Origin of the sequence: Lysinibacillus sp. FSL K6-4013 (genome assembly GCF_038630435.1) — a bacterium.
Classification (GTDB): Bacteria; Bacillota; Bacilli; order Bacillales_A; family Planococcaceae; genus Lysinibacillus; species Lysinibacillus boronitolerans.
Genome location: NZ_CP152031.1, coordinates 622,072 through 637,864, shown reverse-complemented (window position 1 = coordinate 637,864; position 15,793 = coordinate 622,072). Strand labels below are relative to the sequence as shown.

Genomic DNA, 15,793 nt, shown 5'->3' with positions numbered 1-15,793 from the left:
TAACAGAAAAAAGGAGTCGCCTCAAAAATAAATTTAGGACAACTCCATTTATCATCTATTCTTTTGTCAAAACTAAATTATTGATCAAGGATTATATCTAATTGTTCAATTGGCATCGGCTTAAAATAGAAATAACCTTGTCCTACAGTGCAACCTAGCGCACGTAGAATCTCAACCTGTTCCTCTGTCTCTATGCCCTCTGCCACTGAAATCATTCCTAAATTTAATGCTAACTGAATGATAGAGCGAACAATAGCAAGTGTTGCAGGATCTTCAATAGCATTAATAAAGCTACGATCAATCTTTAATTCAGCAAATGGCAGTTGTTGCAAATAGCTTAATGAAGAAAAGCCTGTTCCAAAATCATCTACGGATGTTTTAAAGCCATAGCTCTTTAGCTCTTGAATGATCTTATAGGCTGATTGAAAATCTACTAAACCAATATTTTCTGTCACTTCTAAGATAATGTAGCTAGGGTCAATTTTATATTTCTGCACAAGTTTCAGCGTGTCCTGAACAAAGTGTGTGTAGTAAAAATGATCAGGTGAAATATTGACAGCTATTTTCACTAATTTCTTTCCCAAGCGTTGTCGTTCTGAAAGCCATGAGAGTACCGTCTCTAAAATCAGCACATCAATTTCTCGAACCTTACCAGCACTCTCTGCTACTGGAATAAAGACTGCTGGTGAAACAAAACCTAATTTTGGAGAAATCCACCTTGCAAGCGCTTCAATACTTTGAATTTCTCCATTGCGTAAATCTACTTTAGGTTGTAAATGGACTGTAATTTCTTTATTTTTGATGGCTTCTGATAAATGATTCAAGACCGTCATCTTCTGTACAAGCACATCATTTTTCTCTGTTGTAAATATTTCTGTATGTGTGCCTGGTCGATCAATTGCAAAGGATAACGCATTATCTGCAAAACGGATCGCATCATTAATATTTATGTCATCATTATAGGAAGCAATTCCTGTTTTTAATGTAATATAGATTTGCTTTCCTCCTATAATAAAAGGCTGGCGAATCGTTTCTTTTATTCTCATCTCATAATCATGCAAATTTTCATGAAGTGACATTGTAGTCATAATCAAACTAGAGCTTGTAAATCTAGCAACATACTCATTATTTTCCGATTTGTCTTGCTCAAGACGTTTGGCAAGTTGTCTTAATAGTTCATCACCAATTTCACGGCCATACAGTTCAACTACTTGATGAAATTCACTAGGTTTTAATATTTTAATAAAGCCGCTTTGACCCTGTTGAACTTCTCTTTCAATCGTATTAACAAAGCTGTGACGATTAGGTAAACCTGTTGTAATGTCTGTATAGGCTAAATCCCAAATTTTTTTCTGCGTCCTTGCATACGAATAAGCCAATGCAACAAGAGCACCTATTTTTCGAAACATATTTTTAAACATTTGGTCACTTTGTGTTTTTTGGCTAAAGATCGAAAAAACACCTATTACTTGCCGCTGTTGATTGCGTATAGGTATAAACCATCCATGCGGCTTTTTCGCTAGCGAAGCATATTGCTTATGTTCTTCAGGAATATTCACTTCATCTAAGTTCTCTATGAAAGTAGATGTTTCTGATTGCATGACCTTATTAAAGAAATCATTGTTTGCACAACATCTTGGTACGCTCTCTGTTTGATTATCTCCTATGAAAACTTGTAATTGGTTTACTTCTGTTTTTATAAGCACCATACTCGCAATATTTGGCATAAAAAATTCATCGAGACCGTGACAAATAATCTTCATCTTTTGTTCGAAAGTAAACTCCTTCTCAATTGCCCTGTACATATCATTTTCTAAACGCATTAAGAAGTCTTCCGTATGATAATATGTAACATCCTTCACAAATACTAAAACAAATTGCGTTATATTTGCATCATTGCAAAATGGTAATGCTTGTATTTCTGCCCAGAAGGGAGGTTTATTGATGCCGTTATGATATAGCTTCGCCTGCACCATTATTCCGTTATGTATTTTTTCTTTAATCATTTCAATGGTTGTCTTTTTTTCGTCCATAGATAGCCATGAAAAATAATCAGTATTGAGAACTTGTGAACGTGCAGCATTCGTAAGCATACAAAAAGAATCATTACACTCCAATATGCAATGATGCTTTGTCGCATCAAAAATAACGTAGCTTTCTTTAGAATTATTCCCTAATTTGCGAATGCTGTTTAATAATACATCATAATCTGTGTTTAACGATTTAGTGACCATCCAACCCCTCCTTTTCTATCACTTCATCTCATTTCCATTGTACATAAAATTTAATTAAATTTTCACTTTTATTAAAAAAAACTTCTTTTCTAGGACACTATCTGTCCTCTGCCTACTATAATATATCCCTTTATACCGTTTTTATGTAAATTTATTCAAAAATAAGAGGATTATTCTACTTTATTAGAAAAAAGATGTTTTTTACAGTTTAATCTTTCATTTCCAAAATAAAAAGCTGTATTTAAAGTAAATTTTGTACTTTAAACACAGCTATTATTCTATTGATTATACATATAATGGATGCTTATCAGTTAATGCCTTCACACGATCTTTTGCATCTGCTTTAACTGCCTCATCTTCAGGGTTTTTAAGAACAGCTGCTATAATTGCTCCTACTTCTTTCATATCTTCCTCTTTAAAGCCACGAGAAGTGACAGCTGGTGTACCAATACGAATTCCAGAAGTGACAAATGGAGATTCAGTATCGTAAGGGATTGTATTTTTATTTGTTGTAATACCCACTTCATCTAGTGCGTGCTCTGCTACTTTACCTGTTAAACCAAGAGATTTAACATTTAGCAATAATAAATGGTTATCTGTACCACCAGAAACAATTTCAACACCCTCAGCAATTAATACTTCTGCTAAAGCCTTTGCATTGGCTTTAATTTGTTTTGCATAGTCTTTAAATTCTGGTTGTAAAGCTTCTCCAAATGCTACAGCTTTTGCAGCGATAACATGCATTAATGGGCCACCTTGAATTCCTGGGAATACAGATTTATTTAATTTTTGCTCCCATTCTTTTGAAGCAAGAATTAATCCACCACGTGGTCCACGTAATGTTTTATGTGTAGTTGATGTAACAAAATCAGCATATGGCACTGGTGATTGATGTTCGCCAGCAGCAACAAGTCCAGCAATGTGTGCCATATCCACCATGAAATAGGCACCCACTTCATCTGCAATTTCACGGAATTTAGAGAAGTCAATTTCACGTGGATAAGCAGATGCACCTGCAACAATAAGTTTCGGTTTATGCTCTAAAGCCTTTTGTCGTACATCTTCATAATCAATCACTTGTGTATCTTGAGTTACTCCATACTCTACAAAATTATATAGAATTCCAGAGAAGTTTACTGGAGAACCATGTGTTAAGTGACCACCATGTGAAAGGTTCATACCAAGAACTGTGTCACCTGGTTCTAGAATCGTATGGTAAACAGCCATGTTTGCCTGTGCACCTGAGTGAGGTTGTACATTTGCATATTCTGCTCCGAAGAGTTCTTTTACACGATCACGTGCAATATCTTCTACTACGTCTACATGCTCACAGCCACCATAATAGCGTTTACCAGGATAACCTTCAGCGTATTTATTTGTCAGTACAGATCCTTGCGCTTCCATCACTGCTTCGGATACAAAGTTTTCTGATGCAATCAATTCAATATTTGCTTGCTGACGTGTTTTTTCTGCAAGAATTCCATCTAATACTGCTTTGTCTTGTACTGCTAATTTTTCATATGCCATGTTTGAAAAAGCCTCCTAAAGTATCGTTATTCATCTTTACCACTAAATAGGGTGATAATTATTTATATACTGCACGTTCTCCGCCAATTAGCTTAGGACGTGTTGTTGCAATCGTCACAACAGCTTCTCCTACCATTTTTACTGATGTTCGAACAGGTACAGCTACTGCTTTCAAATGCATACCGATTAATGTTTGTCCAATATCAATACCTGCATGTGCCTGTATTGTTTCAACAATCACTGGGTTATCAAATTGCGTATAGGCATATGCTGACATTGAGCCGCCTGCCGTGCGTACTGGGACAACTGCTACTGGATCATAGCCAAATTTTTCAGCTGTTGATGCTTCCATAGTAATGGCGCGATTTATATGCTCACAACCTTGGAATGCTAAAAGCAATTGATGCTTTGCTGCAAATTCTTGTAACGGCTCAAAAATAGCTTCTGCTATCTCCAACGCTCCCGCTGTGCCAATTTTCTGACCAATCACTTCAGATGTAGAGCACCCTACTACAAAAATTGTATGGGGTCGTAACGTTACCTGCTCTTCAAATTCACTGAGTAACTGAGTCAAATGTGTTCGTATTTGTTTTACAACCATTAAGCTCAGCTCCTTCATCTATATCCATTAAAATCACGCCATCTATGACATCCTATACGAATGCCATAGATGGAATAACAAAACTACTATTGCTCTAGTTCAGTAATTTTTTCAATTCGGCGCGCATGGCGGCCACCTTCAAAATCAGTTTCTAGCCATGCTTGTACAATTTCACGTGCAAGACCAGGGCCAATAACACGCTCACCCATTGCTAAAACATTCGAATCATTATGGCAACGCGTTGCCTTGGCACTAAATACATCGTGTACTAATGCACAGCGTATGCCCTTGACCTTATTAGCGGCTATGGACATACCAATTCCTGTGCCACAAATTAAAATGCCTTTATCAAATTCTCCGTTCGCAACACCTTCAGATACAGGTTTTGCATAGTCTGGATAGTCTACTGAATCCGCAGATTGTGGACCAAAATCTTCGTAGCTAATTTGAAGTTCATCTAATAGCTGCATAATCTCACGACGTAAGTTATTGCCTCCGTGATCAGAAGAAATTGCTATTCTCACTGGGTTCCCTCTTTTCGAATTATAGTCAACCTTAGTGTACCACTTCTTTCTGAAGAATAACACGATTTTTCTTGTATTTTTACGCTGATTTTTCCCGAAAGACGAACATTAATTGTATATTAACATAAAAATATTCACTTTTAAACCTATATTTTTGTGGATAATGTGAATATCATGTTAATAAGTTCGGATAATGGTCTTTTGTTGTAATATTCCATCTTCTGAAGTTTTTTTAGCTTTTTACTTACAGTGGACATAAATTGTCCTCTAATAAAAAAGGTTATACATAAATCCGATTTTTCATGGATTTATGTATAACCTTTAGGACTATGCTTGTCTATCAAATTGTTGAATCATTTTATGCAATGCTTCCGATTGCTTTTTCAAACTTTGAGCCAGATGCTCGACTTGCTCAATTGCATAGGCTTGCTCTTCAGCAGCACTACGAACTTCCTGTGCACCCGCTGACGTTTGTTCTGCAATGGCAGCAACTTCCTGGGATTGTCGAGCTGTCGTTTCAATATTATGCATTTGCTGTTCGATTAAAGAAGAAATCTCAACAATTGATGATGCCATTTCATGTACATTAGAAGCCATATTTTCTACTGCTGTCGTTGTTTCAGAAACTCGATCAGCTTCCTTTGTAGCAAAGGCTACTTGTTCATTCATTTGTTTCACAACTACTTCTACGTTTTGCTGCATGGTTTGAATTAAAGCTGTAATCCCTTGTACTGCTTTTGCACTTTCATCAGCCAAACCACGGACTTCCTCAGCCACTACCGCAAAGCCCTTTCCATGCTCTCCAGCACGGGCAGCTTCTATAGAGGCGTTTAGTGCCAACAGATTGGTTTGTGCTGCAATGTCACCAACTAAGCTAATTATACGTTCTACCTGTCCCGCGTTCTCTTCTAGCGCATGAATGCTTTTTAATGCCTCATTATTGCCTGTCGCAATTTGTTGAATACTATTCACTAATGTTTCGATGGCTTTTGTTGTTGTCGATAAATTATGTAGAATCTCTTTAGTTTGTGATGCTGATGCCTCTGCCCTACTATTTACCTCTGTTGCAAGCGTTCTTACATCTTCAATTGCTTCAGCAGTATCTTGTACAGCTGTTGCAGATGCTTCTGCTCCTGTAGAAATATGCTTTACGGTAGACGCAATGCCTTCTGCCTTTCTTGTCGCCACTCCTGCTTCATCGGATAGCTGAATAATCGATTGATTTGTTTGTTGGAAGTTTTGATCAATACTTTCCACCATTTGACGCAAGTTTAAGACCATTTGTTGGAACGCCTCTGCAACGGATCGAATCTCATCATTGGTGTTAGGCATTTGTACATCCTGCCCTATTTTCCCTTCAGCCACAAGTGTTGCTGAATGCTCAAGCTGCTGTAAGGGCTTGATGAGGATTACACTTAAAAAGGCAGCTAATATCCCTGACCAAGTGATGCCTAACGCATACGTAATCACTTCAAAAACTTTTCTATTTGTGTCAGGGAAGAAAGTAGGTTGTAAAAACTCAATGAATATAAAACTGACACTGTAGGTGATTAGTGCAAGAATACTAACAAATAACACCAATTTTAGTCGTAAACCAAATTGTTTTTTCATAGGACCCCTCAATTCTTTTCTAGTTTTTGTATTAATTGATCGACCAGTTTTTTTAATTCTGCAAATGTTGCTTCATAAATTGCTCTATTACCACCATAAGGATCCCCTACATTTTCCAAACTGCCCTCATTTGTATATTCTTTCAATGTAAATACTTTATGCTCAGCTTCTGGATAATTGGAAATGACGGTATCTTTGTGCGCATTCGTCATCGTTAAAACTAAATCTGCCCATACCATTTCAGCTTGTGATAATTGCGTCGCAAAATGTTGATGGGACATTTGGGCTTCATTTAACACTTGTTGTGCATGTGCTGACATTTGTGCATTAGGCATCGCATAAATACCCGCTGAGCGCACTTCTACATTGTTTATTTGTTTATGTTTTAAAATAGCTTCTGCCATCGGACTGCGACAAGTATTGCCTGTACAAACAAATAATATCTTCACACTTATCACTCTCCAATTTGATCTATTGTTGAATAGCTAGAATACTCATGATAATAAATATAATGCCAGCAACTACTTGAATTTTACTGCCAAAAAAGACTTGGCTTCTACTCGCAATGACTAATGACCCATAAGCACAAATTAATGCACTTAAGCCTGCACTCATAATAAAAATTGTTTTTTCTAAGTTAAGCATACCAAAAGAAACACTAACTGAAAAGGTATCTAGGCTTGCAGTCACTGCTAAAAGTACAGGTGAAATCGTTACTTTTTCATCTCTGTGAGAAAATAAGAGTAAATGCATACCGATACAAAATAATAAAATACTTGAAATCCATTGTCCCCATTCTAATAGAAATCGAATTAAATAGTTTCCTAATTCAAATCCTAATAAAGGGAAAAGCATATGTAATGCAGCCGTCCATAATGATAAAAATAATCGATATCTAACATTTGGCAGCAAAACATATAGACCAATCACATCAACAGACGTTAATATACCTGCAAGAATTCCCTGCAAGAACGCACTCCTTCGCTCCCTAATATTTTATCATTTTATGCTCGAAAATACATTATTATCATAACTGTTTACTATTGTTTTTCATTTTTAACATATAATAATTGGACAAAAAAAGACAAAAAACATGTGGTTTTTCAATGTCTTTTGCCTATAATTGTTCTATTATTATTTACAATGAATACCATTTACCTCCAGAGGCTTTTTCAAGTCTATTCATAATAGCTGCACCTACTCCTTCTATTGAAGTAGTTGTTGCTAATATTACGGTAGCGGTAGTTTTATCACATGCTCTAAGTGCATTATATAAGGCCCCACCCATTTCTTCTTTACTTCCTGCTTCACCAATAGAGAAGTAAAAATCCACTTTAATTTCTTCAAAGTTCTCAGGTGCAAGTAGTGCTACACTATGTCCTTGTCTCTTTAAATGTAGAACAGCTTCGTTGACTTTCTCAACATCACAGTCTATTAAATACACTGGAGCATTTGGTGCATAATGCGTATATTTCATTCCTGGTGCCTTAGGCGTTGTGTCTAGCTTCTGCTCTATTGTAGTTGGTTGAATAACAGGGCCAATCTTAGCCTCAAGCATTTCCTTCGTAATACCACCTGGACGTAAAATTACTGGAGGTTCATGTGTTACATCTAGTACAGTGGATTCAAGCCCTATGCCTGTAGAACCTCCATCTAAAATATAAGGTATGTACCCTTCTAAATCATCTAAAACATGAACAGCTTCTGTAGGGCTTGGCTTTCCACTACGATTAGCGCTCGGTGCAGCAAGCGGTTTTTGGAGCTGTTGTAGTAAAGCAAGCGCTACTGGATGATCAGGCATTCGAATGCCAACTGTTGATAATCCAGCAGTGACACTTTTCGCTAATACATTTGGCTTCGCTGGCATCACCAGTGTTAATGGTCCTGGCCAAAATAAATCCATGCATTGTTTAGCTATGTCAGAAATATGGTCGATATAGATTGCTACTTCCTCTTTTGTACCAACGTGGACAATTAAAGGATTATCTGAAGGTCGACCTTTTGCTTTAAATATCTTTTTAACTGCCAGATCATTTGTGGCAATTGCTCCTAAGCCATAAACCGTTTCTGTCGGAAATGCGACTACCTCTCCTGCATTTAAGATATCCACAGCTTGTGTATAATTAATCTGACTATTCACATTACTGTCCACAACCTTACAAACGGTTTCCATGATTAATACCTACCTTCATTATTCGTTTTAACGTAATTATCCACATATTGTTTATAACTTATTAAAAAATGTGTATAAGTTGTCTGAATTTGTGCACAATTTATTCAAAAAGTCCTTTAATCCATTCCCATATAAAAAATGTAACTTGTTCTTTTTCTTCTTCTACTTCTTCTTTTACCTCTTCTTTATCAGGCTCACAGATAGATGGGAAGATACTGCACCACCAGTTATCTCCACGTGCATCACCGATCTTTACAACAATTGATTGATAGACATTTTGTGGATAAAGTACAGCACCTTGTCTTTTTGGCGGGAATAAGTTATCCCCAACAACAACCTGTGTATCCAATTGTGGATAATTTTCGCTCAGTTCAGCTTCAATTTGTTGTTTTAACGAAAGAATTTGCTCATTCCCTGCAAATCCAGCGGTACTCACTTGTAGAAAGTACGGCTTTAAATCTTGGACAAGCTGCTGTTTCTCTAGCTGATCCTGTGCAGTATTACTGTTTGCAATAACACGTATACGAAAATCTTTTTCTTGCACATCATCGGAAGATTCCTTCGCCAAACCTACTAATGATGGAATATATAAAACACATAACTGTAAAACAATCGCAATTAATACTAGTCTAGCAAAAGCTAGAAAGATATTTTGTTTAGGTAATCTAATAATCTTGTATTCGTTTAACATAAAAATCCCTCCTTGCTCAACATTGTTGGCAAGATCCAGAAACTTTATACATGTATTTCACAAAAAATCATTCGAGGTTTACCATTAATATCTTTTTCTACTGAAACTGTCGCCTGTGGAAAACTATCTTGAAAGAATTTGGCTACTTTCTCCCCTTGTGTATAACCGATTTCTAATCCAATTAACCCTGGTCTATTCATATAAGCTGGTAATTGTTCAGCTAATTTTCTATATAAAATAAGACCATCTTCCTCTGCAAAGAGGGCACTATGCGGCTCATGCTCTAGCACAACGCTTGACATTTCTTGTGCCTCATCCAATGCGATATATGGTGGGTTCGATAAAACAATATCAAATTTCTCTCCTGCAAGTGGAGTGGCTAAATCTCCCAATCTAAAATCAATATCTGCCTCTAATTGCTTTGCATTTTTTTGGGCAGTCACTAATGCTGCTTCTGATAAATCGGTAGCTATGACTGTTAATGGCGGACATTCCAGCTTCATTGAAATAGCAATGGCCCCACTACCTGTACCGATATCAGCCAGCCTCAATGTTTGCGTTGTGAATAGTTTCGGTAATCGATTAATTGTTCCAAGTACCAATTCCTCTGTTTCAGGTCGCGGTATTAAGACAGATTCATCGACTAAAAATGAACGGCCATAAAACTCCTCACACCCAACACAATATTGGACAGGGCGTCCACTGGCATGTTCTTTTATAAGCTCATTAAATTGCCTTTGCTGTGCTGGTGTTAATTCCTCCTGCAAATGCAACATGACCTCTCCATAACTAGTACCAAGCACATGTTGCATAACAATCCGCGCTGCTGTTTGTTCACGACCATTATCCACTAAAAAAGAAGAAGCCCACTCAAGGGCCTCCATCACATTTTTATAAATCATCATTTAATCGCTCTAACTTCGATGCTTGTTCTTCTAAAATAAGAGCATCGATAATCTCATCTAGTCTGCCTTCTACGATTTGATCTAGCTTTTGAATCGTTAAGCCGATACGATGGTCAGTTACACGGTTTTGTGGATAATTGTATGTGCGAATTCGCTCTGATCGGTCACCAGATCCCACAGCTGATTTACGTGTAGCATCAATCTCTTTTTGCGCTTCCTGCATATACATATCTGCTACACGAGCACGAAGAATTTTCATTGCTTTTTCACGGTTTTTAATTTGTGAACGTTCATCCTGCATCGAAACCACAACACCTGTTGGTAAATGGGTCATACGAACAGCAGACATCGTTGTATTTACAGATTGACCACCTGCACCAGAAGACGCAAATGTATCTACACGGATATCCTTTTCATGGATTTCAACATCTACTTCCTCAACCTCAGGTAAGCAAGCAACTGTTGCTGTTGATGTATGAATTCGGCCTTGTGATTCTGTAGCAGGGACACGTTGAACACGGTGTGCGCCATTTTCAAATTTGAATTTTGAATAAGCCCCTTGTCCATTAATCATAAAGATTACCTCTTTATAGCCGCCCATTGGGTTTGGTGTAGCTTCCATAATATCAATTTTCCAGCCTTGTGTTTCTGCATAGCGAGAATACATACGGAACAAGTCACCCGCAAAAATATTAGCCTCGTCACCGCCAGCTGCGCCACGGATTTCCATAATAACGTTCTTATTATCATTCGGATCTTTCGGAATCAATAAAATACGTAAACGCTCTTCTAGCTCTTCCTGTTGTGCTTTTAATAGGTTAAATTCTTCCTTTACCATTTCGTGCATATCAGGATCTTTTTCGCTATCTAACATTTCACGCGTATCTACTAGCTGCTCTTTAACACTTTTATATTCACGATAAGTATCTACGGTCTCTTGGATATCTGATTGTTCCTTAGAATATTCGCGTAATTTCTTATTATCATTAACAATATCCGGATCGCTCAAAAGCTCAGTAAGCCTTTCATAACGATCTTCCACTGCCTGTAATCGATCAAACATGGATTTCACCTCTATTTAGTTTTTTAAGATGCTCCTTTTTACAGAGAAGCCGCTTCCATCAAAATTACGCTTAGGCGTAATGGCTTTTTCATTTCTTATTTCCACTACTTAGTATAAGGAAATTTTCACATGTATGCTACTTTTTCTTAGCACTATGTCATGCTATTTAGCGTTAAAGTGGTGGATGTGCATGACATTTTCGGCAAACAGGGTAATACGAATCATTACCACCGATTTGAATTTGATCACCTGTGTAAACTGGCTTTCCACTTTCATCTACTCGCAAATTCATTGTTGCTTTTTTATGACAGAACCAGCAAATTGTTTTCATTTCTTCAATTTTATCTGCATATGTAAGCATGTACTGGCTGCCTTCAAATAGCTCATTTTGAAAATCATTTTTTAAGCCAAAGCCCATAACGGGAATGTCCAATTGATCCACAATGTTAGCTAGCTGTAAAACATGTGCCTTTTTTAAAAATTGAACTTCATCCACAAGCACACAGTACGGTTTGACAGCATTATTTTCCACTAATTCATAAATATTTGTATCTTCATAAACAGGAATGGCTTGTTGTCTTAAACCTACTCGGCTGGAAACAAAGCCCACCTCATCACGCGTATCTAGACCTGAAGTAAACATCATTACAGGCTTCTGTTGTTCTTCATAATTATGGGCAACTTTTAGAATTTCTATTGATTTCCCACTATTCATTGCACCATGTTTAAAATATAGCTGTGCCATTTTGTCTTCTCCCTTTCTTTGTGTCTATCTGGATTTTGAAAAGACTTGCATCAACGTGTATTATTTACTGAAAAAAATACCTGCCAAGCGCATGCTTGGCAGGTATTAAACTAACATTAGTTTTTAAGACCGTATTTTTTGTTGAAACGATCCACGCGACCATCAGCAGACGCGAATTTTTGACGGCCAGTGTAGAATGGGTGACATTCGTTGCAGAACTCGACAACGATGTTTTCTTTTACTGAACCAGTTTTGAAAGTGTTCCCACAAGAGCAAGTTACTGTTGCTTCTTTGTAGTCTGGATGAATTCCTTGTTTCATATTCGTTTTCTCCTCTCGCCCTGAACCATCTGGAACAGAGTATTATCGAACTGTACCTTACATAGCCCGAATATGTCGACTACAAAATATGTGTCGAAGTGGAACGTCAGCTACATATGTACACGTTGCATACTTTTGAAGTATAGCATAGACATTTTATCATTTTCAAGTAAAAAATATTACTATCCCCATTTACTCAGTTCGTTCTTTGATGCGAATATTATGTGTTGATACATAGGCTACTTTCGATGCATCTTGCTCCAAGTGTATAGTTTTCCACTATTTAACGCTAGTATCCATCGGTAAATGCGCCAGCTATTAATCTAACTGCCCTGCTGGGCCACCAACAACAATCGTTACATCATATAGTTCTTCTGATATTTCCTTTCTAATCTGATGTATTAATAACCGTCTATTCTTTCCCCTGATGGCAATACTATTCATACACAAAGGAAAAAGCGTCATTTATTCTTTTAATCGTGCTATTAAATATAAGAAATAAGGTGCTCCTAAAACTGCTACAACAATCCCTGCTGGAATTTCTGAAGGTTCTAAAATGGAACGACCGATTGTATCAGCCATTAACACTAAAAAACCTCCTAATAATGCTGCAGTTGGCAATAAAAACTGGTGTTTGGCCCCAACAAGCTGTCGAGCTAAGTGTGGCGCAACAAGTCCTACGAAACCAATACCACCACTTACAGAAACACTAGCTCCAGCCAAACCAACAGCAGCAGCCAACAACCAGCGTCTCTCTTTTTCAATCGAGGCACCTAGTCCTACTGCTGTTAATTCACCTAAATTCAATACGTTTAATACCCGTGATTTTGAATAGACGAATGGCAATAAGATCACTAACCATGGTAATAACGACAGAACAAATCTCCAATTTGAGCCCCAAATGCTGCCTGCTAGCCATGTTGCTACAAATTGATAATTCTCTGGTGATAGACGTAGTGTTAGCACAATCATAGCCGAGCTAATCCCTGCTGCTACAGCTACCCCTGTTAAAATTAAACGCATGGGTGTAATACCCTCATGACGTCGGTAAGAAAGTGAATAAATCAGTACAGCTGTCAAACCTGCCCCCACAAAAGCCAGTATCGGCAGTAAATAAACAGGTGCTGCTTTCGTAGTGGGGAAAAACGACACATAGAGCATGACAGCAAGACCTGCTCCAGCATTAATCCCTAAGATTCCTGGGTCTGCTAAAGCATTTTTAGATATGCCCTGTAAAATAGCGCCTGAAATAGCTAACCCCATACCTACTAATACAGCAATCACTATTCTTGGAAGTCTGAATTCATATAAGATAAGTTGCTGTTGTGCGTCACCTTGACCAAAAAGAGTCCGAAGAACTTCCATTGGTGTCAGTTTAATAACCCCTGTATTCATACTTATAACAAAGGTAATGACGATTAACACAATGAGCGTCGCAAGGATGGAGAAATTTTTCCTTTTCGCCTTCAGTTGACTTGGTGTTAAATAGCTGTTATTCATAGTTCTTTTCCTCCTTTACGAGCTAAATAAAGGAAGAATGGGACACCGATAAAGGCTATGAGCGCACCAATTGGTGTTTCATAAGGTGGATTGATAACACGTGCTACTAAATCTGCTAACACAACAAGCAATGCTCCATATACCAAGGAACAGGCGATGATCCAGCGATAATCATGACCAACTATGTATCTCGTTAAATGAGGGATAATTAACCCTACAAAACCAACCGCACCGACAACAGATACTGCTGCACCTGCTAAAACTAAAACAATGATCATTCCCCAAATTTTTACTACCGCCGTACGTTGCCCAAGACCGACTGCAATTTCTTCACCTAAGCTCAGCACCGTGATGGAACGCGATAGGATAAGCGCTCCTATCATCGCAACAAGTATCCATGGAGATAAAATTTGTAGATGACTCCATTTTGTGCCCGAAACTCCGCCCGCATACCAAAATGCGAGGTCTTGTCCAATACGAAAATAAAGAGCAACCCCTTCTCCTAGCGCTCCAAGTAATGCACTAACAGCAGCACCAGCTAAAACTAGTCGCATAGGTGTTAAGCCACCTTTAGAAAGTGAGCCAATACCATACACGATGGCAACACCAAGACCTGCACCTACAAAGGACCATAAAATTAAATACATATAAGGTAGACCAGGGAAAAAGGCAAAACACACAGCCAACATAAAGGCAGCTCCTGAGTTCAACCCTAATAATCCGGAGTCAGCTAAAGGGTTACGTGTCATCCCCTGCATGATTGCACCCGCTACCGCAAAGCTTGCACCGACTAATGCTGCTCCTAGTACCCGTGGTAAGCGAATATCATGAATAATTTGATGTGTTGTTAATTCTGGCGAAAAATGGGTAACTGCTGTCCAAACAGTACCCAATGAAATATCTGCAGCACCAAAAGAAATTGATAAACCAATGGCAATTATTAATCCAATTACTCCTACGATTAAAGTCACTACTCCACGTATCGGATGAGATCGCTTCTGTAGCTCTTCTAAATCGTTGAGCTCTCCTACTCCTGTCGACGTAGTCATTTTATTTCCTCCCCATAGCTTCCAACAAGCTTTTATTTTTTCATATCGTACAACTGATAAGATAGGCAAATTGGATTTTCACTATAGGGACATACAGCCATTTCTGCATCGATATTAAATACCTTTTGTAAATTTTCTTTTGTCATCACTTCTTTTGGACTGCCATTCACCATTAAATTGCCGTCTCTCATGGCCATTATAAAATGAGAGAAGCGTGATGCATGATTTAAATCATGTAAAACCATGATAATTGTTCGTCCTTCTTCCTTATTCAGCTTTTGTAGCAACAATAAAATATCGAGCTGATGTGCTAAATCTAAATAAGTTGTTGGCTCATCCAGTACTAAAATATCCGTGCCTTGCGCCAACGCCATGGCAATCCATACTCTCTGACGCTGACCACCTGATAATGCTTCGATTGGTCGATCACTAAGTTCTCTTAGCCCCGTAACATCAATAGCCCAATGAATATATTTATAGTCTTCCTTTTGCAATGTACCAAACCCTACTTGATGAGGAAAACGACCATAGGATACTAGTTCAAAAACCGTTAATCCTCCTGGTGCTGTTGCTGTCTGAGGTAAAATAGCCATTCTTTTGGCCACTTCTTTTGTTTTTAATTGATGTATAGCTTTGCCATCTAAATAGACAGCTCCATTTTGCGTGCGTAATACACGTGCAACAGCCTTTAATAAAGTAGATTTGCCACAACCATTTGGACCAATAATCGTGGAGATCTGGCCTTTCGGAATCTCCACACTTAAATCATTGACGATGAGCGCTGAGGAATAACCAATCGCAACATGATCTATTTCAAGTACTGACATCTTTAACTTCCTTTCACTTTTGA

16 protein-coding genes are annotated in these 15,793 nt (G+C 37.9%); all 16 read right to left on the bottom strand.

Translation table 11 applies throughout. The features are described from left to right. Window positions 1–77: 77 nt before the first annotated feature. The 16 genes from MHB39_RS03095 to MHB39_RS03020 all read right to left on the bottom strand — a co-directional run bounded on the left by MHB39_RS03095 (window position 78) and on the right by MHB39_RS03020 (window position 15,770). Window positions 78–2,234 (bottom strand): EAL domain-containing protein, encoded by a 2,157-nt coding sequence (locus tag MHB39_RS03095; RefSeq protein WP_036076086.1) that lies wholly within the window; start codon window positions 2,232–2,234, stop codon window positions 78–80. A 285-nt stretch (window positions 2,235–2,519) separates the two neighbouring features. Next, window positions 2,520–3,761, bottom strand: a complete 1,242-nt coding sequence (gene glyA, locus MHB39_RS03090) for a serine hydroxymethyltransferase (RefSeq protein ID WP_036076085.1) — start codon at window positions 3,759–3,761, stop codon at window positions 2,520–2,522. Between the two features lie 58 nt (window positions 3,762–3,819). Further along, entirely contained in the window at window positions 3,820–4,362 is a 543-nt protein-coding gene (locus MHB39_RS03085) for a TIGR01440 family protein (protein ID WP_016992753.1), read from the bottom strand. Window positions 4,363–4,448: 86 nt separating this feature from the next. Then, on the bottom strand, window positions 4,449–4,886 hold the full coding sequence (rpiB, locus tag MHB39_RS03080) for a ribose 5-phosphate isomerase B (RefSeq protein WP_036076084.1): 438 nt from the start codon (window positions 4,884–4,886) through the stop codon (window positions 4,449–4,451). Between the two features lie 327 nt (window positions 4,887–5,213). Beyond that, window positions 5,214–6,497: a HAMP domain-containing methyl-accepting chemotaxis protein gene (locus MHB39_RS03075; RefSeq protein ID WP_016992751.1), complete on the bottom strand. Its 1,284-nt coding sequence runs from the start codon at window positions 6,495–6,497 to the stop codon at window positions 5,214–5,216. A gap of 8 nt (window positions 6,498–6,505) precedes the next feature. Continuing rightward, entirely contained in the window at window positions 6,506–6,946 is a 441-nt protein-coding gene (locus MHB39_RS03070; protein WP_342545816.1) for a low molecular weight protein arginine phosphatase, read from the bottom strand. A 22-nt stretch (window positions 6,947–6,968) separates the two neighbouring features. Further along, complete coding sequence (locus tag MHB39_RS03065; protein ID WP_342545815.1) at window positions 6,969–7,466, bottom strand: manganese efflux pump; 498 nt, start codon at window positions 7,464–7,466, stop codon at window positions 6,969–6,971. A gap of 169 nt (window positions 7,467–7,635) precedes the next feature. After that, on the bottom strand, window positions 7,636–8,670 hold the full coding sequence (locus MHB39_RS03060; protein ID WP_342545814.1) for an L-threonylcarbamoyladenylate synthase: 1,035 nt from the start codon (window positions 8,668–8,670) through the stop codon (window positions 7,636–7,638). A gap of 100 nt (window positions 8,671–8,770) precedes the next feature. Then, entirely contained in the window at window positions 8,771–9,361 is a 591-nt protein-coding gene (locus MHB39_RS03055) for a stage II sporulation protein R (RefSeq protein WP_016992747.1), read from the bottom strand. A gap of 44 nt (window positions 9,362–9,405) precedes the next feature. Further along, a complete protein-coding gene (gene prmC / locus MHB39_RS03050; protein ID WP_342545813.1) occupies window positions 9,406–10,266 on the bottom strand; it encodes a peptide chain release factor N(5)-glutamine methyltransferase in 861 nt (286 codons plus the stop codon). Next, window positions 10,253–11,329 (bottom strand): peptide chain release factor 1, encoded by a 1,077-nt coding sequence (prfA, locus tag MHB39_RS03045; RefSeq protein WP_016992745.1) that lies wholly within the window; start codon window positions 11,327–11,329, stop codon window positions 10,253–10,255. The genes prmC and prfA overlap by 14 nt, the downstream gene beginning before the upstream one ends. A 172-nt stretch (window positions 11,330–11,501) precedes the next feature. After that, complete coding sequence (locus tag MHB39_RS03040; protein WP_016992744.1) at window positions 11,502–12,074, bottom strand: thymidine kinase; 573 nt, start codon at window positions 12,072–12,074, stop codon at window positions 11,502–11,504. 116 nt (window positions 12,075–12,190) lie between these two features. Beyond that, window positions 12,191–12,394: a 50S ribosomal protein L31 gene (gene rpmE / locus MHB39_RS03035; RefSeq protein ID WP_004269457.1), complete on the bottom strand. Its 204-nt coding sequence runs from the start codon at window positions 12,392–12,394 to the stop codon at window positions 12,191–12,193. Between the two features lie 465 nt (window positions 12,395–12,859). Beyond that, the gene (locus MHB39_RS03030) at window positions 12,860–13,894 is read right to left on the bottom strand and encodes an iron ABC transporter permease (protein ID WP_342545812.1); all 1,035 of its coding nucleotides are present in this window, start codon (window positions 13,892–13,894) and stop codon (window positions 12,860–12,862) included. Beyond that, window positions 13,891–14,943, bottom strand: a complete 1,053-nt coding sequence (locus MHB39_RS03025; RefSeq protein ID WP_342545811.1) for an iron ABC transporter permease — start codon at window positions 14,941–14,943, stop codon at window positions 13,891–13,893. The genes MHB39_RS03030 and MHB39_RS03025 overlap by 4 nt, the downstream gene beginning before the upstream one ends. Window positions 14,944–14,975: 32 nt before the next feature. Then, window positions 14,976–15,770 (bottom strand): ABC transporter ATP-binding protein, encoded by a 795-nt coding sequence (locus MHB39_RS03020; protein WP_342545810.1) that lies wholly within the window; start codon window positions 15,768–15,770, stop codon window positions 14,976–14,978. Between the last annotated feature and the right edge of the window lie 23 nt (window positions 15,771–15,793).

Coding starts and splice junctions, on each gene's coding strand:
- MHB39_RS03025 (WP_342545811.1), bottom strand. CDS start 14,943: ATGACTACGTCGACAGGAGTAGGAGAGCTCAACGATTTAGAAGAGCTA.
- prfA (WP_016992745.1), bottom strand. CDS start 11,329: ATGTTTGATCGATTACAGGCAGTGGAAGATCGTTATGAAAGGCTTACT.
- MHB39_RS03060 (WP_342545814.1), bottom strand. CDS start 8,670: ATGGAAACCGTTTGTAAGGTTGTGGACAGTAATGTGAATAGTCAGATT.
- MHB39_RS03055 (WP_016992747.1), bottom strand. CDS start 9,361: ATGTTAAACGAATACAAGATTATTAGATTACCTAAACAAAATATCTTT.
- MHB39_RS03030 (WP_342545812.1), bottom strand. CDS start 13,894: ATGAATAACAGCTATTTAACACCAAGTCAACTGAAGGCGAAAAGGAAA.
- MHB39_RS03085 (WP_016992753.1), bottom strand. CDS start 4,362: ATGGTTGTAAAACAAATACGAACACATTTGACTCAGTTACTCAGTGAA.
- MHB39_RS03095 (WP_036076086.1), bottom strand. CDS start 2,234: ATGGTCACTAAATCGTTAAACACAGATTATGATGTATTATTAAACAGC.
- prmC (WP_342545813.1), bottom strand. CDS start 10,266: ATGATGATTTATAAAAATGTGATGGAGGCCCTTGAGTGGGCTTCTTCT.
- rpmE (WP_004269457.1), bottom strand. CDS start 12,394: ATGAAACAAGGAATTCATCCAGACTACAAAGAAGCAACAGTAACTTGC.
- glyA (WP_036076085.1), bottom strand. CDS start 3,761: ATGGCATATGAAAAATTAGCAGTACAAGACAAAGCAGTATTAGATGGA.
- MHB39_RS03020 (WP_342545810.1), bottom strand. CDS start 15,770: ATGTCAGTACTTGAAATAGATCATGTTGCGATTGGTTATTCCTCAGCG.
- MHB39_RS03040 (WP_016992744.1), bottom strand. CDS start 12,074: ATGGCACAGCTATATTTTAAACATGGTGCAATGAATAGTGGGAAATCA.
- MHB39_RS03075 (WP_016992751.1), bottom strand. CDS start 6,497: ATGAAAAAACAATTTGGTTTACGACTAAAATTGGTGTTATTTGTTAGT.